The sequence below is a fragment of the Adlercreutzia shanghongiae genome (assembly GCF_035830635.1).
GTDB classification, from domain to species: Bacteria; Actinomycetota; Coriobacteriia; order Coriobacteriales; family Eggerthellaceae; genus Adlercreutzia; species Adlercreutzia shanghongiae.
This window is the reverse complement of record NZ_JAYMFI010000001.1, coordinates 310632-331043: the sequence shown is the minus strand read 5'-3', so window position 1 is coordinate 331043 and position 20412 is coordinate 310632. Positions and strand designations below refer to the sequence as shown.

Annotated in this window: 19 protein-coding genes; 8 read left to right on the top strand and 11 right to left on the bottom strand. The window is 62.1% G+C overall.

The genetic code is table 11. From position 1 onward, the window contains the following. Positions 1-356: 356 nt before the first annotated feature. On the bottom strand, positions 357-1661 hold the full coding sequence (locus VJ923_RS01515; protein WP_326437809.1) for an ATP-binding protein: 1305 nt from the start codon (positions 1659-1661) through the stop codon (positions 357-359). 108 nt (positions 1662-1769) lie between these two features. Further along, positions 1770-2660 carry a LysR family transcriptional regulator gene (locus VJ923_RS01510; protein ID WP_326437807.1) on the bottom strand — a complete coding sequence of 297 codons (891 nt, stop codon included), beginning with the start codon at positions 2658-2660 and terminating at the stop codon, positions 1770-1772. Between the two features lie 131 nt (positions 2661-2791). Here VJ923_RS01510 and VJ923_RS01505 point away from each other — a divergent pair, with 131 nt between their 5' ends. From VJ923_RS01505 to VJ923_RS01495, 3 genes are read left to right on the top strand one after another with little or no spacing between them, the layout of a single operon-like run. Continuing rightward, positions 2792-5686: a molybdopterin-containing oxidoreductase family protein gene (locus VJ923_RS01505; RefSeq protein ID WP_326437805.1), complete on the top strand. Its 2895-nt coding sequence runs from the start codon at positions 2792-2794 to the stop codon at positions 5684-5686. A gap of 2 nt (positions 5687-5688) precedes the next feature. Continuing rightward, positions 5689-6264, top strand: a complete 576-nt coding sequence (locus tag VJ923_RS01500) for a 4Fe-4S dicluster domain-containing protein (RefSeq protein ID WP_326437803.1) — start codon at positions 5689-5691, stop codon at positions 6262-6264. Between the two features lie 60 nt (positions 6265-6324). Then, a complete protein-coding gene (locus VJ923_RS01495; RefSeq protein WP_326437801.1) occupies positions 6325-7188 on the top strand; it encodes a TorD/DmsD family molecular chaperone in 864 nt (287 codons plus the stop codon). A 79-nt stretch (positions 7189-7267) separates the two neighbouring features. Here VJ923_RS01495 and VJ923_RS01490 read toward each other — a convergent pair whose 3' ends face one another. Together VJ923_RS01490 and VJ923_RS01485 are read right to left on the bottom strand one after the other, a co-directional pair. After that, a complete protein-coding gene (locus VJ923_RS01490; protein ID WP_326437799.1) occupies positions 7268-8569 on the bottom strand; it encodes an ATP-binding protein in 1302 nt (433 codons plus the stop codon). Between the two features lie 210 nt (positions 8570-8779). Continuing rightward, positions 8780-9673 carry a LysR family transcriptional regulator gene (locus tag VJ923_RS01485; protein WP_326437797.1) on the bottom strand — a complete coding sequence of 298 codons (894 nt, stop codon included), beginning with the start codon at positions 9671-9673 and terminating at the stop codon, positions 8780-8782. A gap of 169 nt (positions 9674-9842) precedes the next feature. Between VJ923_RS01485 and VJ923_RS01480 the strand changes: the two genes are divergently transcribed. Genes VJ923_RS01480 through VJ923_RS01470 form a run of 3 tightly spaced genes read left to right on the top strand, consistent with a single transcriptional unit; the run spans position 9843 to position 13900 of the window. Beyond that, the gene (locus VJ923_RS01480; RefSeq protein ID WP_326437795.1) at positions 9843-12617 is read left to right on the top strand and encodes a molybdopterin-dependent oxidoreductase; all 2775 of its coding nucleotides are present in this window, start codon (positions 9843-9845) and stop codon (positions 12615-12617) included. A 14-nt stretch (positions 12618-12631) separates the two neighbouring features. After that, positions 12632-13225, top strand: a complete 594-nt coding sequence (locus tag VJ923_RS01475; RefSeq protein WP_326437793.1) for a 4Fe-4S dicluster domain-containing protein — start codon at positions 12632-12634, stop codon at positions 13223-13225. 24 nt (positions 13226-13249) lie between these two features. Next, the gene (locus tag VJ923_RS01470) at positions 13250-13900 is read left to right on the top strand and encodes a TorD/DmsD family molecular chaperone (protein ID WP_326437791.1); all 651 of its coding nucleotides are present in this window, start codon (positions 13250-13252) and stop codon (positions 13898-13900) included. Between the two features lie 73 nt (positions 13901-13973). Here the strand turns inward: VJ923_RS01470 and VJ923_RS01465 are convergent, their stop codons facing one another. Next, a complete protein-coding gene (locus VJ923_RS01465) occupies positions 13974-14852 on the bottom strand; it encodes a LysR family transcriptional regulator (protein WP_326437789.1) in 879 nt (292 codons plus the stop codon). A gap of 147 nt (positions 14853-14999) precedes the next feature. Between VJ923_RS01465 and VJ923_RS01460 the strand changes: the two genes are divergently transcribed. Then, positions 15000-15983 carry an alpha/beta hydrolase gene (locus VJ923_RS01460; protein ID WP_326437787.1) on the top strand — a complete coding sequence of 328 codons (984 nt, stop codon included), beginning with the start codon at positions 15000-15002 and terminating at the stop codon, positions 15981-15983. Between the two features lie 113 nt (positions 15984-16096). After that, positions 16097-16684: a DapH/DapD/GlmU-related protein gene (locus tag VJ923_RS01455; protein WP_326437785.1), complete on the top strand. Its 588-nt coding sequence runs from the start codon at positions 16097-16099 to the stop codon at positions 16682-16684. Between the two features lie 28 nt (positions 16685-16712). Here the strand turns inward: VJ923_RS01455 and VJ923_RS01450 are convergent, their stop codons facing one another. From VJ923_RS01450 to nrfD, 6 genes are all read right to left on the bottom strand, one after another. Then, positions 16713-16949 carry a hypothetical protein gene (locus VJ923_RS01450; protein WP_326437783.1) on the bottom strand — a complete coding sequence of 79 codons (237 nt, stop codon included), beginning with the start codon at positions 16947-16949 and terminating at the stop codon, positions 16713-16715. Next, positions 16939-17499 carry a DUF3990 domain-containing protein gene (locus tag VJ923_RS01445; protein WP_326437781.1) on the bottom strand — a complete coding sequence of 187 codons (561 nt, stop codon included), beginning with the start codon at positions 17497-17499 and terminating at the stop codon, positions 16939-16941. Before VJ923_RS01445 ends, VJ923_RS01450 begins: the two co-directional genes overlap by 11 nt. Further along, positions 17493-17717, bottom strand: coding sequence for a DUF3791 domain-containing protein (locus tag VJ923_RS01440; RefSeq protein WP_326437779.1), 225 nt, complete (start codon positions 17715-17717; stop codon positions 17493-17495). Before VJ923_RS01440 ends, VJ923_RS01445 begins: the two co-directional genes overlap by 7 nt. A gap of 119 nt (positions 17718-17836) precedes the next feature. After that, positions 17837-18790, bottom strand: a complete 954-nt coding sequence (locus tag VJ923_RS01435; protein WP_326437777.1) for a slipin family protein — start codon at positions 18788-18790, stop codon at positions 17837-17839. Next, a complete protein-coding gene (locus VJ923_RS01430) occupies positions 18777-19337 on the bottom strand; it encodes a GntR family transcriptional regulator (protein WP_326437775.1) in 561 nt (186 codons plus the stop codon). The genes VJ923_RS01435 and VJ923_RS01430 overlap by 14 nt, the downstream gene beginning before the upstream one ends. Then, positions 19337-20212: an NrfD/PsrC family molybdoenzyme membrane anchor subunit gene (gene nrfD / locus VJ923_RS01425; protein ID WP_326437773.1), complete on the bottom strand. Its 876-nt coding sequence runs from the start codon at positions 20210-20212 to the stop codon at positions 19337-19339. Before nrfD ends, VJ923_RS01430 begins: the two co-directional genes overlap by 1 nt. Positions 20213-20412 lie beyond the last annotated feature (200 nt).

Genomic DNA, 20412 nt, shown 5'->3' with positions numbered 1-20412 from the left:
ACGGGCTTTCCGCTGAGGGGCATTAACGTTCTCCCGCGCTTGTAAAACTCCTCAATTGTCGGCCTTCCGCGCGCTGAACAAGGGGCCCAGTCAATGAGCCGCCTCCCTTTCTGGACACGTGAACTGGGATGCGGTTAAGCACTGGGCCCCTCTTCGGTTTAATCCCGCAGCGCGCTTGCCTCGAGCACGAACGCAGTTAAACGCACTTTTGTATGGCTATCTTCCGCCGAAGATGGACTTCGGGGCAGTTCTGCATGGATTGCAAGAAGATAACCGCACTTTTGCACGGTTTGGGGAGGGCGGGGTACGTGCTGGTAGCGTTTGCTCGGATGATGTCGAGCTACGGGCACGGCCCTTTAGGCTGTGAGTGAGCGTATGGGAATAACGTAGATGCCCTCCTCGACAACGCGAGCGTATTTTCCAATGCCGACGATAACGGCCATGAATGATGGAAGCTTCGTCTGGGAGCGCGGGTTCTCACAAAGCTTTTTTCGAAGTCGCTTGAGGTTTTCAACGGCAGCGTCGACTTTGCTTTCGCTCGTTTTTATCTCGAAGGCGGCCCAGCGCCCATCTGCCAGCTCCACGATTGCGTCAGCTTCGAGCCCAGAGTCGTCGCGATAGTATCGGACGGGAACAGGGCGTGCGAGTTCGTGAGCTCGTGCATATACGGTGAGGTCGCGCATGCAGAGGTTTTCGAACACAAGCCCGAAGGTTTGCCAATCTTCCATAAGCGCTTGTGGAGACATGCCCAGCGCGGCTATTGCCAAAGAAGGGTCGGCCAGGTAGCGCTTGGGTTTGACCTGAAGACGTTTTTTTGAACGTGAGGGCGGTTCCCAGCCGGGCACTTCCATGGTGAGGTAAATTCGATTGAGGAAGCTAAGGTAATCGCCAATTTGTCGATCGGTAAGATTGGACCCGGTTGCTCCCAAGGCATCCTCTTTGATGGTGCCATACGTGGCGGCTTGTCCCAAATTGCGAGCTAGGGAAGCGATGACGCGTTCGGTGACGTAGGGGTCGAGGCCATGGCTGGGCGCGCTCTCGTGGCAAATTGCAGAAAGGTACTCGCGGGCAACTACTTGAGCGTCCATCGGAGCAAGGTCAACCGCCTCGGGCCAGCCTCCTCTGCAGGCAATTTCAACGAGTTGCTCGGTGTCGCTATCAACAATCTCGGTAGAGAGCGGCATTTCGAAGAGTTGGGCGAGTGAGGCAGCTTTGCTTGATTCGCCAGACTCGGATAGGGTCATGGGAGACATTTTGATGCGTCCGATTCTCCCGGCTCCGCTGTGGCGCTTCTCCGCTTCATTGGTCGCATCATCCCGACCGGGAGGAGTTGACGAGCTCGTGAGAATCCACCCTCCACGCGCTGAACGTGCTTCGTCGACACGGTGACGAACGAGATTCCAGATAGAAGGAACGCGCTGCCATTCGTCAATGACGTGGGGTTTCTCTCCCAGGAGCATAAGAGAGGGATCGTCTTGGGCGAGTGCCAGCTCTTCATCGACATAGCTGATGGAAGCGCCATGCTGCCTGGCTGTCCATGTTTTTCCGCACCATTTCGTGCCTTCTATTTCGACAGCACCGAAGATGCGCAGGTAGCGTTCGATCTGCTCATCAACAAGGCGCGGAAGATAGCCCTGCGGTTTAACCGATGACTGGCCCATGGCAACCTCCCTTTTTGTAGTACTACCAAAATCCGAATTAGATTTTACCAAAATCCGAATTTGTCCTTTGGTCCTTGGTGCCGGGTTTAAGGGCAGGAAAGACTTTGCTTAATCGCCTCCTATTTCCTCACAGACCTCTTTTAGGGTGTCCAGGAATGCTTGGGCTTGGCGAGTGGGCAGCGTTTTGCGCCAGACGATTCCCTGGGTGGATTCCAGGGTAGGGGACAGCGGCACGAAGGCGAGGTCGCTTATTTTGTTGGCTTCGAAAAGGCCGCGGTAGGTAAACGCGCTTCCCAGGCCCGCCCGCACGAGGAACTTCGCATTCAGCGGCAGGTTGTAGACCGCGCGCACGTCCATCTCATCGGCCAGCTCACCGAACCATTGGCCTAGCACGCCCACCTTCACGCCTTGGCGCGAGCTGATAAGCGGCTGTCCAATCAGATCCTCGGGAGAGACCGCCTCAAGCGAAGCCAGGGGATTGTCTCGCCGCACGAGCAGGCCCCAGGTGTCTTTGTGGGGCAGGTGCATGGTGTGCATGTCCACGTGGCTGCGCATCTCGCATTCCAAAAAGAAGTCGTAGAAGCCGCGGACGAAGTTATCCATGAGGTCGGCGGAGGTGCCGCTGTAGATTTCGAAAGTGATGCCCGGGTAGGCGGCGCTCGTGCGCTTCATGGCCTCGGCGATAAGCTCCATGGCCTGGGTCTCGCCGGCGGCGATGTGCACCTTGCCGGCGATGGAGTGGGTGGGGAGCGCGATTTCCTCCTCGGCCTTGTCGGCCAGGGCAAGGATGGACTCGGCGTAGCGGCGCAGGATAACGCCCTGCTCGGTCAGCTCGATGCCCTTGCGATTGCGTTGGTAGAGAGCATGCCCCAGCTCGTCTTCCAAGGCGGCCAGCTGGCGCGAGAGCGTGGGCTGGGTGACGTGCAGCGATTTTGCCGCCGCGGTGATAGAGCCCTCCCGAACTACGGTGGTGAAATAGCGCAGCGTTCTCAGTTCCATGGATCCCCCCGATTTCCCCATGCCTTCCAGGCATTTGCAAGATTACATTATAAGCATTACCTATGGAACGCGCATCCTCCGTATGATTCGGGCTGTCAGGAGAAGACAAGAGAAAGAGGAGGGTGATGTTCATGTCTCTGTTGGACAAGAGCTTGAAGCGTCGCGATTTCTTGAAGGCGAGTGCTGCCGCCATGGCAGCCACGGCCGCCGTGGGAGCTGCGGGCTGCGCGCCCCAGGCCGGCACGGACATGGCCGCCACGGGCGAGGGCGCCGGCGCGGCGACCCACCAGGTGGCCAGCGATGCCGCCATCATCGAGGGCAAAGGCGAGTGGATGCCCATCCACTGCCACCAGAACTGCAACCAGATGTGCCTGAACATGGGCTACGTGGTGGATGGCGTGGTCGTTCGCCAGAAGACCGACGACTCCCACGCCGACAGCTTCGACTGCCCCCAGCAGCGTTCCTGCCTGCGCGGGCATTCCCTGCGCCAGCAGGTGTACAACGCCGATCGCATCAAGTACCCCATGAAGCGCAAGATGTGGCAGCCCGGCGGCGGGGATGCCGCCCACGGCGAGCTGCGCGGGCGTGACGAGTGGGAGCGCATCAGCTGGGACGAGGCGCTCACCTACGTGACCGATGAGCTCAAGCGCGTCTACGCCGAGTACGGCCAGGATGCCGTCATCTGCAACGCCTGGCGCTGGGCTCCCGGCTCCGCCATGTTCCCGGTCATTGGCGGCGCGGTGTACAACACCGAGTGCGAGTCCTTCGGCTGCTGGGCCTTCCAAACGGAGGCTTTGGGCCTGTACTCCTGGGGCGACCATCCCGATATCATGATGGCCCCCGACAAGTACGACCTGCCCAACGCCGACACCATTGTGCTCTACGGCTGCAACCCCGCCTGGGCCCAGCACTCCTCCATGTACTGGCTGAAGAACGCCCAGAAATCCGGCGTGGACTTCGTGTTCGTCGGCCCCGACTACAACGCCACCGCCGCCGCCATGGACGCCCGCTGGATTCGCGTGCGCCCCGGTACCGATACCGCCTTCCTTTTGGCCGTCGCCTACGAGATGGTGCGCCTCGATGAGGAGCGCGGCGACATCATCGACTGGGATTTCGTGAACGAGCGCACCGTGGGCTTCACGCCCGAGACCATGCCGGCCGACGCCACCACCGACGAGAACTTCCGCGACTACCTGCTCGGCGCCTACGACAACACCCCGAAGACCCCGGAGTGGGCCACGGAGATCTGCGGCACGCCGGTCGAGGACATCACCTGGTACGCCGAGATGGCCGGCAAGAACAACGCCGTCATCTTCCTGCACAGCTACGCCGCGTCCCGCTACCTGGGTGCCGAGAACCTCTCCCAGGCCTTCATGACCGTGTCGGCTCTGGGCGGCCATTACGGCAAGTCCGGCCACGGCGCGGCGGCCATCTACACGTGGGACGCGGGCGACTCGGGCTACCGTATGATTCAGCACGCTGGCGGTGACTGGGGCTGTGTGGACAACCTCGTGGGCTCGCCTGCAGCCACCGGTCCCAACCGCAACATCGAGGGCAACTCCTGGTGGAGCTCGCTGGCCGAGGGGAAGTACCTGTCTTCTTCGGAAGGCCCCTACGACTTGGGCTCTAGCGATGTGGTGGGCGATCCGACGAAGCTGCGCTCCAACACGCCTACCTACCACGAGGCCCGCGAGATGCCGGTGAACCCGCGCCTGCTCATCTCCACGAACTCGAACTTCATGCAGACCCGCGGCAATCTGCCCACGGCCATCAAGGTCATGCGCGCCGCCGACACGGTGGTCTCCTTCGAGATCAAGCTCTCGCTGACGGCCCAGTTCGCCGACATCATCCTGCCGGTGTGCACCCACTGGGAGGGCAACGACGACGAGTCCTGGGGCGAGCTGTCCTGGCCGAGCGCCTTCGGCGACGGCAACGGCCAGAAGCAGCGCAAGGACGCCCTGCTTGCCTGGCGTCCGCTCATCAAGCCGCTCTACGAGGCGCGCGAGGAGAAGCGCGTGTTCCGCGAGATCATCGAGCGCATGGGGTTCAATCCGGATGACGCCTACCCGAAGAGCAACTACGACCAGTGGCTCGGCTACTTCCTCGGCATGCGCGTGCTGAACGAGGACGCGACGAAATGGGAGCCGGTCATCACCTGGACCGACGCCGACAACGAGAAGTACCATGCGAGCTACCCCACCCAGGAGGGCAAGGTCGGCTTCGACCAGTTCATGGCCGACGGCTGCTATGTGGTCCAGCGCTCCGAAGGCGATAAGCGCAACTACGTGGGCTATCGCGACGACAAGCTGGGCATCGGCGAGGACGGCGAGTCCGTCGTCGTGACCGATACCGCCTGGCCGCGCCCGTCAGTTTCCGGCAAGCTGGAGATCTACTGCCAGTTCAAGGCCGACAACGTGAACCGCATCGGCCTCGCCGACGAGCCCATCAAGCCCTACGCGAACTACTTCGTGCCTCGCCGTGGCTACCAAGAGACCTTCGCGAACTGGGAGACCAAGGAGAAGGGCGCCTACCCGCTGCAGGCCTACACGCCGCACTACATGCGTCGCGCCCATACCTGCTACGACAACATGGTGTGGACCCAGGAGGCCTTCCGCAACCCGGTGTTCATGAACGCCGAGGACGCGGCCGAGCGCGGCATTAAGGCCGGCGACACCGTGCGCTGCTTCAACGATTTCGGCAGCATGCTGCGCATCGCCCAGCCCATGCAGGGCATGATGCCGGGCACGGTTGGCATTCCCCACGGCGTGCACTCGGTGTTCGACGAGACCGACCCCGACCATATCATCGACCGCGGCGGGAGCGAGCAGATGCTCTCCGACGGCATGCAGTCGAACTACTTCCCCCAGGTGGACGGCTACAACAGCCTGCTCATCGAGATTGAGAAATACGACGGCGATCCTCTGGAAGAGGACTTCGAGCGCGGCCCGTTCTTGGCTGCCGGCGTGGACGCCGCAAGTTCGCCCGCCTACGTGGTGCCGGGCGCCGAAGAGGGACAGGAGGCTTAATCATGAGCTTGGGATTCTATGTTGATTTGGCCAGCTGCATCGGCTGTAAGACCTGCCAGGTCGCCTGCAAGGACCGCCGCGATATCCAGGTTGCCGGTCCGCGCCTGCGCCGGGTGGACACCTTCGAGTGCGGCACCTACCCCGAGGTGGGCATGTTCCACCTGAACATCTCCTGCAACCACTGCGAGAGCCCGGCCTGTGTGGCAAACTGTCCCACCGGCGCCATGTACAAGGACGAGGACGGCACCGTGCAGCACGACGACGAGGCCTGCATCGGCTGCCAGACCTGTGTGAACAGCTGCCCCTACGGTGCGCCGCAGTTCATCGAGGAGGACAAGATCGTCCAGAAGTGCGACACCTGCCGTGCTCTGCGCGAGGCGGGGCACGAGCCGGTGTGTGTGGAGGCCTGCCCCATGCGCGCCATCGAGTTCGGCGAGATGGACGAGCTGCGCGCCGCCCATCCCGATGCCGTGAGCGAGCTGCCCTGCACGGAGGCCGCGGCCACCACGAGCCCGAACCTGCTCATCGGCGCGAGCCGTGCAGCACTGCTGGAAACGTTCAACCCGGTCGTCCTGTAGCCAGAAGCACATCCGGGGCGGGCCTTGTCGCCCGCCCCACATCAGAGGAGGGAGCCAACCATGACCGACGCCGTGAACCTTCGCCGCGAATCCATCGATTTGGAGGCACTGCTATTGTGCCGCGAGTACCTTTACGCGCTGTTCCACAAGCTCTTCGGCGGCACGCCGGACGAGGCAATGCTGGCACTTGCGCTTTCGGAGACGACGCGGGATGTGGTGGAGGAGTTCTCCGGCGAGGATCCCTCCATGCGGGGCCTCGGGCGCTTTCTGCAGGATTTGGGCGAGTGCGTCGACCAGTCGGTGCTGCTCGACCAGGCCCGCGACGAGTACACGCGCCTGTTCATCGGCCCGGGCGAGCTGCCCTGCCAGCCCATCGAGTCGCCTTACTTGACCCATGATGCGGCGCTCTTTCAGGAGAACACCCTGGCCGTGAGGGCGCTTTACCGCGAGCGCGGGCTTGAGCTCAAGCGCCTCATGCGCGTTCCCGACGATCACATCGCCACAATGTGCGGTTTTATGGCCCACGAGGCGGGAAGCGCGCTCACCGAGCTGCGAGCTGGGCATACAGAAGCGCTTGCAGCGTCTTTGCGCGACCAAGAGGCTTTCGTTCGCGGCCACATGCTCAGCTGGGTGGACGACTTCGCCCGCTGCGCCCGCCGTTCCAAGACGGCAGTGCTCTACCCTCAGATGATCGAGGCCCTGGCTGCCTTTGTCCGCAACGACGCCGTGCTGCTCTCCGAGTCCGCTTTCTGGGCCGAGGAGGCCATCGCGGCCAACGGAGAGGTTGTCCCGGGCGGCCTCGGTGCGATGCCCGGCAGCCCCGAGACGGCCGTCTTCGCCGAGGTGTCCGAAGCCATCACCGTTCTCAACCGCGTATGCCCCTTTGGTATCGAGGACCACGAGCTGGTGGCCGCCAAGGCCTAAGATTGGCGCGCAATAAAATGTACCCTCCCTCTTAGGGGCGGCATTTGGGCCGCCCCTATTCTATAGCTGCCCGTGCGAATCACAGCCAAAGCCCCGTGTTCCCCATCAAGTAGAGGGGGACGTTGGTGAGCCAGTCCTGCTCGCGGTAGTCGGAGAGGGAGAAGCGTCGGGCCTTAACCTCCGGGTACTTCTCCTTGAAGCTGCGCAGGCTCTTGGCGCGCAGGTTCTCTTCGGCCTTCACCTCGATGGCGTAGATGCCGCTTGCCGACTGCGTGAGGAAATCCAGCTCTCCGCGGGAGTTCTCGGCAGACCAATAGTAGGGGGTAAGCTTGCAGCTCGCTATAAGCTCTTGGCACGCGTACTGCTCGGTAAGAGCCCCTTTGAATTCCTCGAACAGGGCGTTGCCCTCGATGACGCTCCTGCTGTCCAGCTCGCTCATGGCGCCGAGTAGGCCCACATCCAGCAGGAACACTTTGAATGCGCCCGGATCGCGATAGGCCTTGAGGGGTACCCCCGGTTTGGCCACGCGAGGAACTTGGTAAATGAGGCCGGCCTGCCTGAGCCACGTGAGGGCGCTTTCGAATTCCTTTGCTCGAGCACCCTTTGCAAGGCGACCGAAGATGAACTTCTTGTTCTCCTGGGACAGGTGGGCGACGATCGAGTCCCAAACCGCGAACACCCGCTCGGCTTCACGCGGGGCGATGTGCTTGGAAAAATCGCGCTCGTAGTCTGCGAGGATTCGCCTCTGAACAGCGCGGGCGGCATCGTAATCTTGATGTTCAAGAAATACGCTGACTGCCTCTGGCATCCCCCCAACGAAATAATAGGTTTTCAGAAGCGCAATTGCCCGCGATTTAAACATTTGAATGAGCGCCGGATTCGGGCTCTGCATTGAAGCGAGGAGCTCTTTTCCCTCCGAAGCCAAGGCGAATTCCTCAAAGGAGAGGGGGTAGAGGTCGAGCGTTTCCACTTTCCCTACGGGAAAACCCGTTCCGCTTTGGAGGAGGATTCCCAACAGAGAGCCAGCGGCTATGATCGAGAAGCCGCGCGGATCCTCGTCGAAGTACTTGAGCGCCGTGAGCGCCTTGGGGTTTTCTTGAACCTCGTCGAACACGATGAGCGTTGATTCGGGGTCTATGGTGATGCCGGTTTGCAGCTGGAGGCCGGCGAGAAGAGTGTCGATATCGTACCCCGCGTCGAACAGCTCACGCATGGGCGAGTTATTGTCCATGTTCACGTAGGCGACGCTCTCGTAATGGCGCCTTCCGAATTCTTTGATGAGCCAGGTCTTTCCGACTTGGCGTGCCCCGTTGATGATAAGGGGTTTCCTGCGGGGATTCTCTCGCCATGCTTCGAGATCGCGCATGAGAAAACGCTCCATAGACACCTCCCTTGCTCAGTGCACGACACAAGTATACAAAAACAAGGACGTAAAAGTGCGAAAATTCGCAAAAATAAGGACGTAAAAATGTTAAAACTCACACAAATCAGGATGTAATTGAAATATGGGTACTGAATCGTCCTCTTCAACCGTCAAATGCCCCTTGTCTTTCGCTTGCGCGTGCATGTCCCGCAGGACACCAAGGAAGACCTAAATTTGACGGGTTTGGGCTATGGCGTTGGCGAAATCGGCCATGGCCTCGCTGGGGTGTTTGGAATACACCAGCCCGTAGGGCATGCGCCAAGGCCAGTCAACTGGTACGGTGGCCATGGAGGGGTGCGCGTCGGCCCAGACGTGATAGACAGGCAGAAGGTATCCGGCTTGCTCGCAGGTGTTGAACGTGGTGATGTCGTAGTGGGTAGAGCTTCCCACGATGGATATGCCGGGGTGGATCTCTTTAATTTCGCTGCGCAGAGAGCTCACGATGGGGGAGTCGCCGCCAGGGACCATCATGATGGTCTCGCCATCCAGATCGTCCCAGCTGATGAGCTCGCGTGTAGCGAGCGGATGGGAGCGAGGGACGGCGAGGCAATAGGGCATCTCGTCCAGCAGGAGGATATTCGTTGTGGCGCGCCAACGCTCGGAGTCGCAAGGGGCCACGAAGCAGTCGATGCGCCGCCCCAGATCGTCGACCACCTCGTTGAGGCTTGTCGTATCGTCGTCGAAGGGGATGATCTCCAAAGAGATGGCGGGCTTGTCGGGTCCGAGGGAGTCCCACAGGTCGAGGAGGGGGCGGCAAGGACGTAGCACCGAGGTCCCCACGCGCACGACGCGGCGCTCTCCCTCGCTGGTTGCTCGGGTTTTCGCCAGCGTGCGGTCTGCCAAATAGGCGAGCTTGCGGGCCCCTTCGAAGAAGATCTCGCCGGCCGTCGTGGGCTTGACGCCGCGGGTGGTGCGCTCGAGGAGCTGCACGCCTACCTCGGCCTCCAAGCCGTCCATCTGCGCCTTCACCGATACCTTGGAAAGAAACAGTACGCGGGCGGCTTTGGCGATGGAACCGCTTTCAACCACCTGAATAAATGTTGTGACCCGCTTGTCGAGCATAGGCTCCCCTTCCCCTCGGCCGCAGTATAGGACTTGGGAGAGCGTTAGTCCAGAACTAACGCTAAAGTCGCTTTTCAGTCTCTTCTGGTTTGCTTCCGGCGGCCGCACAATGCCCCTAGAGAGAACCGCTGCGAAAAGCAGAGCAGTGGTAACGAGAGAAGGAGGACCCATGGAGGAGATGGCAAGCAAGGGAACGCTGACGCGCCGTTCGTTCGTGGCGGCGGCCTCGGCTGGCGCGGCGGCATTGGCTGCCGGTTGCGCGCCCGAGCAGAAAATGGCCGAAACGGGTGACACCGAGGCCCATGAGTACACCGTCGACGCCGAGCTGGCCAAAGACGCGGCCGGGGCGTGGAGGCCGGTGCAGTGCTGGCTTTCCTGCGGTGGCAAGTGCCTGCTGCAGGCTTACGTGGTGGATGGCATTATCACCCGCATCAAGACCGACGACACCCATGAGGAATCGCTCGAGATGTTCCAGCAGCGTGGCTGCGTGCGCGGCCGCAGCCAGCGTGCCGCCCATGCGTCGGCGGAACGCCTGAAGTACCCCATGAAGCGCAAGAGCTGGATGCCTGGCGGCGGCGACAACGTAAATGGCGAGCTGCGCGGCGCAGACGAGTGGGAGCGTATCAGCTGGGACGAGGCCTACGACCTCATCGCCGAGGAGATGCGTCGTATCTACGACACCTACGGTGGGCGTAGCGTGCTTCACATGAGCTTCGGCCGCACGTGCATGCGCAACTTCCTTTTGGCCCCCATGGGCGGCTACGCCACCTTCGAGTTCTGCGACTCCTACGGCACGTACCTGATGTACAGCGGAAACATGGGCACGTACTTCAACCACGGCGAGCCCGGCGGATACGGCAGCAACGACCGTCTCGACCTGCTGAACGCCGACTATATCATCTTCCAGGGCGGCAACCCTGCTTGGGCTTCGGGCGGCAGCCCCATGTACCACTTCTGGCGCGCCAAGGAGGCCGGCGCTGAGTTTGTCTATGTGGGACCCGAGTGCAACCTGACCGCCACCACCTTGGAGGCGAAGTGGATTCCCGTGCGCCCCGGCACCGACACCGCCTTCCTCTTGGGCGTGGCCTACGAGATGCTGCGTCTGGACGAGGAGCGCGGCGACATCGTCGACTGGGATTTCCTCAAACGATGCACTGTGGGCTTCGACGATACCATGATGCCCGCCGATGCTACTACCAGCGAGAATATTAAGGACTACATCCTGGGCGACTACGACGGTACGCCGAAGACGCCGGAGTGGGCTGCTGAAATCTGCGGCGCTGAGCCGGCCGATATCGCTTGGCTCGCCGAGGTGATGGGAAAGAACAACGCCGTTACCTGGCTGTACGGCTACGGCGCGTCCCGTTGCAACGGCGCTGAGAACCTGCTGCAGATTCAGGAAACGGTGTGCTGCATGGGCGGCCATCACGGCAAGCCCGGTCATTCCGGTGCTCCGCAGTACCACTTCTTCGCGGGCAACGATGGCCCCGACTTGGTGGTGCTGGGCGATCCGTATCCGGCGGGCAAGGCGGTGGAGCCGCCGGCGAACCCCGTGGACGACGTTATTCTGCACAACTACGTGTGGCAGGCTGTGAACACGGGCAAGTACACCTGGTTCGGCAGCGTGGTGGATTACGGCAACGGCAACTCCGCCATCCAGCAGGCCGAGGAGCGCGAGATTGACATCCGCATGATCGTGAACGATTTCGGCAACCCGCTTACGGTGCGCTGCAACACCAATGAGGGCATCAAGGCCTTCCGCAAGGTGGATTTCGTGCTTGACCTGGCGCTGGTGTTCAACCCCACGGCCCAGTACTCCGACATCGTGCTTCCCGTGCTGACCAACTGGGAAGATCCCAACGGCGACGACTACCATCTGGGCCAGCAAAACCGCGACATCGCGCTGTGGCAGCAATTCGGTGTGGTGAACCCCTACTTCGAAGGTAAGTCCGACCGCGAGATCGTATACGACCTGGGCAAGCGCCTCGGTTTGGATTCTGATGCGTACTTCCCGTACACCGGCGCGGAGCAGCACTTGTACCGTCTCATCAACGCCACGGTGATTAAGCCCGACGAGGGCACGAACGCCGGCGCCAAGGCCGCCTCGATGACTCCTGGCACGGGGGATGCCGTTGAGGGCAACGACGTGATGATGCCGCTGGTGACCATCACCCAAGAGGACATCGACAAGCACGGCATCCGCGATGTGGAACCGCAGGAGGGCTTGGTCTCCCTCGACGAGATGATCGAGAAGGGCATCTATCAGGTGCGCCGCGAGGTGGGCGACAACCTCGGTTACATTGCCTACGAGGACTTCGTGCGCGATCCCGAGGCCAAACCCCGCAGCTCCGCATCGGGCAAGATCGAGTTGTACTGCCAGGCCAAGGCCGATATCTTCCCGAAGCTCGGTTGGCAGGACGAAAACGATCCGGTGAAGCCCTACGCCAACTACCTTCGCCCGCTCTACGGCTACGAGGATTCCTTTGCTAACTGGGACGCCAAGGAGAAGGGCGCCTATCCCATTCAGGTGTTCAACGGCCATTACCTGCGTCGCTCTCACAGCTCCTTCGACTCGAACAGCTACCTGCGCGAGGCCTTCGCGAACCCCGTGTTCATAAGCACCGCCGACGCTGCCGAGCGCGGCATCGAGACTGGCGACTGGGTGCGCGTGTTCAACGATGCCGGCTCCATCATCCGTCAGGCCTCGGTGGTCGAAACCATGATGCCGGGCGTGGCGAACACCATGCACGGTTCGTGGATCGAGATGGACGACGAGGGCAACTCCGTGAATGGCGGTACCAACCTGCTTATCGATTCCACCACGTCGGCCGGTGCGCAGCAGGGTTACAACACGCGCCTGTGCCAGATTGAGAGGTGCCCTAAGCAGGACTACTTGGCTGACGTCGAGCGCCCGGTTGTGCTGCCCTCCGGCATCGAAGATTAAGAGAGGATACGATCATGACTCTGGGATTCTACTTCAACGAGCGTGCTTGCAGCGGCTGCCGTGCCTGCCAGACGGCCTGCAAAGACCGCAACGATCTTGCTGCCGGCGAACTGTACCGCCACGTGGGAACGTATCAGACGGGCACCTTCCCCAACGCCACCATGTACCACTACTCCAAGACCTGCAATCACTGCGATAACCCGGCTTGTGTGGAAGCCTGCCCCACCGGCGCCATGTACAAGGATGCCGACGGCACTGTGCAGCATGATGACGAGCTGTGCATCGGCTGTGGGAGCTGCGCCAACAACTGCCCCTACGAAGTGCCCATCGTGAAGGAGGCCGAGAAGCTGGCCGGCAAGTGCGACTCGTGCAAGCCCTTCCGCGATGCGGGCCTGAATCCGGTGTGCGTCGACGCGTGCAATATGCGCGCCCTGGAGTTCGGCGATCTGGACGAGCTGCGTGCCAAGCACGAGGGCGAAGGCCAGATGGTGGGCGAGCTCGTGCGCGACATGCCCATCCTGCCGTCGTCGGAGCAAACCGGGCCGAACACGCTCATTAACCCGAAGCCCGCGGCGCTCGCCGACGACTTCGTGGAAGTGCTGCTGTAGGAAACGCTGGGGAAGGGGATTGCGATGAGCGAGAACATGCTGGCGGCACGCCACTACCTGTACCGAACGTTCCAGTGCCTTTTGGGCAACGATCCGCGAAGCGATGGGTGGGCCGAGCTGGATGCGGAACTTGTTGAGGAAGCTTGCGCTATCGCTGGCACTGACGGGGCAAAGCTTGCCCGCTTGCTTGGCGAGACCTGCGGTTCCAAAGCGCGCCGCGAGCAGCTGGCAAGCGAGTACGCCGCAACGCTCGTGGGCCCCGGAGCGCTTCCGTCGCCTCCCTGGGAATCGGCGCAGCTGTCCAGCGACGGAGGCCTGTTCACGCCGGTGACGCTTACGGTGCGCAACGCCTATCGCGCCCAAGGGCTCCTTCCCCAGCAGTATCCCTCCGTGGCCGATGACCACATCGCCTTGGAGTGCGGTTTTCTAGCCGAGCTGGCCGGTCGGACTCTTAGCGCCTGCAAAGCCTATGACGCCGAGCGTTGTACCGAGGCTTTGGAGGCGAGCCGGTCGTTCATTAAGGCCCATCCGCTGCGTTGGACACCGTGTTTCGCTGAGAAGCTGAGCAGCGAGAAGGCGCCTTTCTATCGAACGGTGGCCGAGTCGCTCGTCGACTTTCTGAAAGTTGACGCATCATGGCTGGACGAACGGGCGCTGTCGAGAGCGGCGGCCTAAACCATACCCTCCCTCTTTGGGGCGATCGTCTTTTGGCGGTCGCCCTTTGTAGGACGGGGGTCTATTGTGGTCTCTATCCCCCAAACGCCTCGCACACTTGGCGGCGGAAGCGTTCGGCGATGGGGGTGAGGGCGCGGCCGCGCCTCCAGGTGAAGTAGAGGTCGGTGTGCAGGGGCGGCTCCAGCGGGCGGAACACCAGGCCGCTGCCCGGGCCCGTGTTCACGATGTTGTCGAAGGCGAGCAGGTAGCCCAGCCCCTCGCGGGCGAAGATGGCGCCGTTGTAGGCCAGGCCGAAGGAGGCCTCGCGGGTGAGCCCGCTCATGGCGCGGCCCGCCCAGCGGGGAATGTCGTGCGCCCACGACTGGTCGGAGCAGAACAGCGGCAGCCCCTTCAAGTCGGCGGGCGTTACAACCTTCTTCTTCGCCAGGGCCGCGCTTTTCGCCATGACGACGCCCCAGCGCTCGTGGTCGGGGAACTTCACGAACTCGTAGCGGGTGCGGTCGGGCAGCTCGGCCAGCACCACGAAGTCCATGATGCCGGCGTCCAGCTTGTCCAGTACCTGGCGCGTGGTGCCGCTGTCTACGTGGTAGGTCACTTGCGGGCAGCTTTCGCGCAGGCGGGCGATCTCGCGGGCGAGGTACTTGATCTGGAAGGACTCGGCCAGGCCGAAGTGCAGCACGCCGCCGGTGATGTTGTCCAGCGCGGTGAACTCCTCCTTCACCTTGTCCGCCATGGCCACCAGCCCCTCCGCTCGCTCGCGCAGCAGACGCCCCTCCTCGGTAAGCGCGATGCCGAAGCCCTGGCGCACGAACAGCTTCTGGCCCAGCTCCGTTTCCAGGGCCTTGATCTGCTTGGAAAGGGTGGGCTGGGTGAGGTGCAGCTTCTCGGCCGCCCGGGTCATGTTCTCCTCTTCGGCCACGACGAGAAACGATCTGAGTTCGCGCAGTTCCATGGGTGCCCCAAAACATTCGAATAGAGAATAGTAGATATGAAATTATACCATTAGCGGAATGAAAGCGAGCGTCGCATACTGAGTGCTGCAAACAGAAGGCGGCCCGCATTCGAAGGCCGCCGCGAACCTAAGAGCGAAGGAGCCTCCATGACCGCACTTGAGCTGACCCCTATTTGGGACAAGGTGTTCCCCGAAAGCGACAAGGTGGAGCACGGCAAGATCATCTTCCACAACCGCTACGGCATCGAGCTGGCGGCCGACGTGTACAAGCCGAAGGGGGCGACCGGCAAGCTGCCCGCCATCGCGGTGTCGGGCCCCTTCGGCGCCGTGAAGGAGCAGAGCTCGGGCCTGTACGCGCAGACGCTGGCCGAGCGCGGCTTCCTCACCATCGCCTTCGACCCGTCGTTCACCGGCGAATCCGGTGGAAGCCCCCGCTACATGGCCTCGCCCGACATCAACACCGAGGATTTCATGGCCTCGGTCGACTACCTTATGAACCGCGACGACGTGGATCCCGAGCGCGTGGGCATTCTGGGCATCTGCGGCTGGGGCGGCATGGCCGTGAGCGCCGCGTCGTGCGACCCGCGCATCAAGGCCACGGTAGCTTCCACCATGTACAACATGAGCCGCGTGAACGCCAACGGCTATTTCGACGCCGACGACTCCGCCGAGAAGCGCAACGAGGCCCGCGCCGCCATGGCCGCCCGCCGCACGGCCGAGTACGCCTCGCGCGACTACGCCCGCGCCGGCGGCGTGGTCGATCCGCTGCCCGACGACGCGCCGCAGTTCGTGCGCGGCTACCACGCCTACTACAAGACGCCCCGCGGCTACCACGCCCGCTCGCTGAACTCCAACGACGGCTGGACCGCCATCGGCTGCGAGTCGTTCGTGAACTTCCCGACGAACGTGTACGCCGACGAGATTGAGAACGCCGTCATGATCGTGCACGGCGACAAGGCCCACTCCTTCTACTTCGGAAAGGACACCTACGACCAGCTGGCCCACGGCGTGAACCCCGCGAACAAGGAGCTCGTGGTGGTGGAGGGCGCCAACCACACCGACCTGTACGACCAAGTAGACATCATCCCCTGGGACACCATCGTCGATTTCTATCAGAAGTATCTGGCGTAGGCGCGCGACGGCGTGTCGGAGAAGTATCTGGCGTAAGCGCGCGAAGGCGCGGCCGCGGCAAGTGAGGGACGGGGCGTCTTGCGGGCGCCCCGCTTTGTTGGAAGGGAATTGGCATGGAGCTTGACGAGTATCTGGAGCGCCTGCGGGCGGGCGAGCGCGTGACGGGGCAGACGGAGATGCACCGCATGATGCACGGTGTGAGCCAGGAGGCCATTCGCATCTGCATGGAGATGAACAACGCCTATCACACACCCGAGGAGCTGGCCGCGCTCATGGCCGAGCTGACCGGACGGCCCGTTCCCGAGGGTTTCGGCCTGTTTCCGCCCTTCAACAGCGATTGCGGCAAGAACATCTTCCTCGGGCGTGATGTGTTCATCAACAGCGGGTGCAAATTCCAGGATCAGGGCGGCATCTACATTGGGGACCATGCGTACATCGGGCACAACGTGGTGCTGGCCACGCTGAACCACGATTTGAATCCGGCTCGCCGCGCCGACATGGATCCGGCGCCCATCCGCATCGGCGATAACGTGTGGATCGGCGCGAACTCCACGGTGCTGCCCGGGGTTACCATCGGGGACGGCGCCGTGGTGGCCGCCGGCGCTGTTGTGACGCGCGATGTGCCAGCAATGACCGTCGTCGGCGGCGTGCCGGCGCGCGTCATCAGGCAGATTGAGGTGGCGGAAGGGGAGAGGGCGTAGTTGGCATGTGGTCGCTTCGAGTAGCCCGCTAGCCCCTTTTCCTCTCCTGCTCCCACACAAAACGGAGGTTGTCGGGGCCTTCGGCCCATTGGCGCGAGGAGAAGTCGAACAGCAGCTCGTAGGTGCGCGACGAGGCGAAGGCATCCAGCGCATCATCGAAGGGAGTGCCGGTGTCGTCGCACCAGTCTTCCAGCATGGTTCGCATCACCACGACGGCGCATGCCTCGCGCTGCTCGTCGGTCACGGCCTCCTCGTCAAATCCCATAGGGCTCGCTCCCCTCGAGCGTAAGGCATTCAACGGCTCTAGGCGTTAAGAAGCAATATTGATCTTCCAGGCGATTCGGCAAGAGCAGGGCTATGGCGATGTTATCGGCTTCGGGCGTTCCTGGTTCTCCGAAGGCTCCCGATACGTAGAGCTGCAACGTACGCGCCGTGCGATCGTTGGCGATCTTGCCGACGATGACGTCGAAATCTTTGTAGCCGTCAACGAGCTCGGGGAAGAGGTCGCCACGGCGGTTGGCCGCTACGAAATGAAGCCAGTCAGCGTTTGCCTCAGCGAATACGTGGATGCTCAGATCCGGGCGAAGTTTCATCCGGTAGGTCGAAATGAAACCGACCCCCGAGTTATCGGAAAAGTTCTCAGCCTGGTGCTTTTTGATCGATAGGGGCACGAAGTTCCTCGCCTGATCATAGGACGACGTCAGATAGAAGCCCTGGCCGAAATCCCTGCCCGGTGCGCACTTCTCTAAATCGATCTCGTCGATGGAAGTGTAACTGCCATGGTAGAGGATGAGGTCGTCTCGCAAAGCTAGCATAGCGAATACCCTTTTGCGATGAGGTAAGTTTCAACGTCATCGAGGGCACGCTCGTAGCTGCTCAGGTGCAGCAAGTCGTAGAGCTCCGTCACGTAGTCGTAAACGCTTGCCTCGCTGAAAAGCTGGGTGACGTGAGCCGCGGGCATGCGCCAACGTTTCTGAGCGAGGCGCAGAAGCCAGCACTTCATATCGGCGATATCGGACTGTCGTGGCGACACGGTCTCTCCTCGGGCGTTGCGGTTCCGGCAATCCCATTATAGCGGCTTCGCTGCAAAGTTGCGGGAACGTCACCTTCCGACGATTTCGTTTCAGCTAAAGCAGAAGCAATGCAAGTGCTCTACTTCTCCGTCATGTCCGTAAACCCGTCGGCGTAGGCGGTGGGAACGACGAGCGAGGACTTCGACTCCTTCATGGACTCGTTCACCAGGTGCATCTGGCGCAGCTTGAAGGCCATCTCGTCTTCGTGGTACAGCTCGGTGGCCTCCAGCAGCATGGCGGCGATATCCTTCTCCACCTCGGCCAGCACCACCCGCGCGTCGCGTTCGCGCTCGGCTCGCGCCTCGGCGGCCATGGACTCCTGCAGCTCCTTCGGGATGACGATGTCGCGGATCTCCACGAACAGGATGGACACGCCCCAGGTGCTCGTCTTCTCCTCGATGGCGCGGCGCAGCTCGTCGTCCAGCTGTACGCGTCGCATGGCCACGTCGGCCACATTCTTGCGCCCGATGGCGTCTCGCAGGGCCGTCTGGGCGGCCATGGCCACGGAATCGTAGTAGTCCTCCACCTCCAAACAGGCCTTTTTCGCGTCCCATACCGTCCAGAACACGGCGGCGTCCACGTTGATGGGCACCAAATCGGCGGTGAGTGTCTCCTCGGCGCCGAAGCCGGTGAGCATGATGCGAAGATCGGCTCGCAGGGCAATGTGGTCGATAAAGGGAACGGTGAAGTAGAGGCCCGGCCCCGCCGTACGGCTGTAGTTGCCGAAGCGCAGGATGACCACGCGCTCCCAGTGGGGGGCGATGCGCACGGCGAAGATGGCGAGCACGGCCAAAGCGATGGCGAGGCAGATGATCCAGATGTCGATGCTACCGGTTATGACGAGGCCGGCAGCTCCCACGACGAGGAACGTCGTCACGAAGAGCGCCGCCGAGAAGACGATGGGCGCGTTCTCGTCGGTGTGCTTGGTCTTGGGGGAGTTGTAGCGCTCGATGACGGGACGGTCGAAGGCGCGGTCGAAATCGCGATGGGCGGGAGTGTCCCTGCGGGCGCGGCCCTTCCTAATGCTTGCCATCGTAGTAGCTCCTCTTCTCGGCGGCGGTGCTGGCGGCTGCATCGGCCATGGACTGCACGATGCCGGCGACGCGCTTCTGGATGTCGCGGAAGCTCAGGCCCAGGGCGCGGTACTCTTCCACGCACTGCTCGGTCATGGCGTCCACGGCGCTTTCCGGCGAGTCGTCCACGGTCACGTTCTTCTGCACGTACATGCCCCGGCCGCGCACAGATACGATGAGTCCGCTCGTTTCCAGGTCGCGATAGGCCTTGGTCACCGTGTTGTAGTTAATCTTCCCCTCGGCCGACAGGCTCCGCAGGCTCGGCAACTGCTCGCCGGCCTTGAAGTAGCCGGTGCGGATGAGGTGTGCCAGGCGGTTGCGCAGCTGCACCCACAGCGGCAGGTCCGACGATTCGTCGATGACGAAGACGGGCTCATCGCCGACAGGGGCCGGCGTCTCGGCGGCAAGGGGCCTCTCTCGGCCCTCGGGCGGCGCCTCGCGAACGGAGTCGGTTCGGTTCGGCTCCACATCGACGAATTTGGCATCGGTCAGTTCAGCTGTGCTCATTAATGCACCCCACAGACGATAACGGTCCAACGAAGACAAAATGCGCCGATGAGGCACACGAAGTCCGAAACGGGAATGGCCCGCTGCTCCTTGCGAAGCAGGGCATAGGATTCAAGGGCGAAGGGGACGACGATGCCGAGTCCTGCAGCGCCGACAAGCGCCGTGGGGAGCACGGCTTCGGAAAGCAGCGCGGAAAGCGATGAGGCGGCATAGGGGTTTGCCCAGGTCGCGCCTGTAAACGCCACCATGAAGACGAGCTCGACGGCGAGGCATGCAAGGTGGGCTTTCTGCAAGGGTCTTACGGCGTGGAGGAGCTTCGTCTCGCTTTGGGCGAAGTAGTCGACAAGCAGGACGGCGGAAAGGCCCGATGAGAGGGCAGAACAGAAAAACAGCCCCACAAGGAAGAACGTGTGCCAAAAGGCAATGCCGACGTTGCTGTAAAGGAACACGCCGGTATACCCCATCACGGCTATGGCGAGCAGGGCGCAGAGGCAATCGAGGACGCGTTTGACGCGTCCCGAGAAGAAGCGGAGGTGGAACAGGTTAACGAGGGTCAAAAGCAGGCCGACGCCAAGAAGCGCCGCGAGGACGCAGGCTCCGAAGGTGAGCACGGTGGGCCGCGCCGCAGTGAAGATCGTAAGGGCGCGCTCCGGGTAGTCGAGATCCCACAGCAGGCAGAGCATGGCCGCGGCAAGGGCGGCGGTCGCAACGGCGTAGGCGCGTCCGCGCAGGATGCGGAATTCACGGCGCGCTGGCGCAGAGCGATGGGGGAGCGCGCGGTGCAGGGTGAGACTCCAGGCGGCCATGACCAAGAAGGTGCCTCCGGCGGCTCCTCCCAGGAACAAGTAAGCTATGACCAGTGTTCCGTAGACCATGTCCTCGACTATCGCATGCGATGGGCGCGCGTCTGCGCTTGTTGAAAGTATCATAGCTCAAATGCGTTCGCGCGCGAACCACTGAATTGCAAAAGTGATTCAGAAAACCTCTTGACTGATATACTGAATCGCTATAGCATATCAGTAGAGCGGGAAGAGGGGACAAATCCTAGGCTGTTGCCTTTGGCCCGTTGCATCTA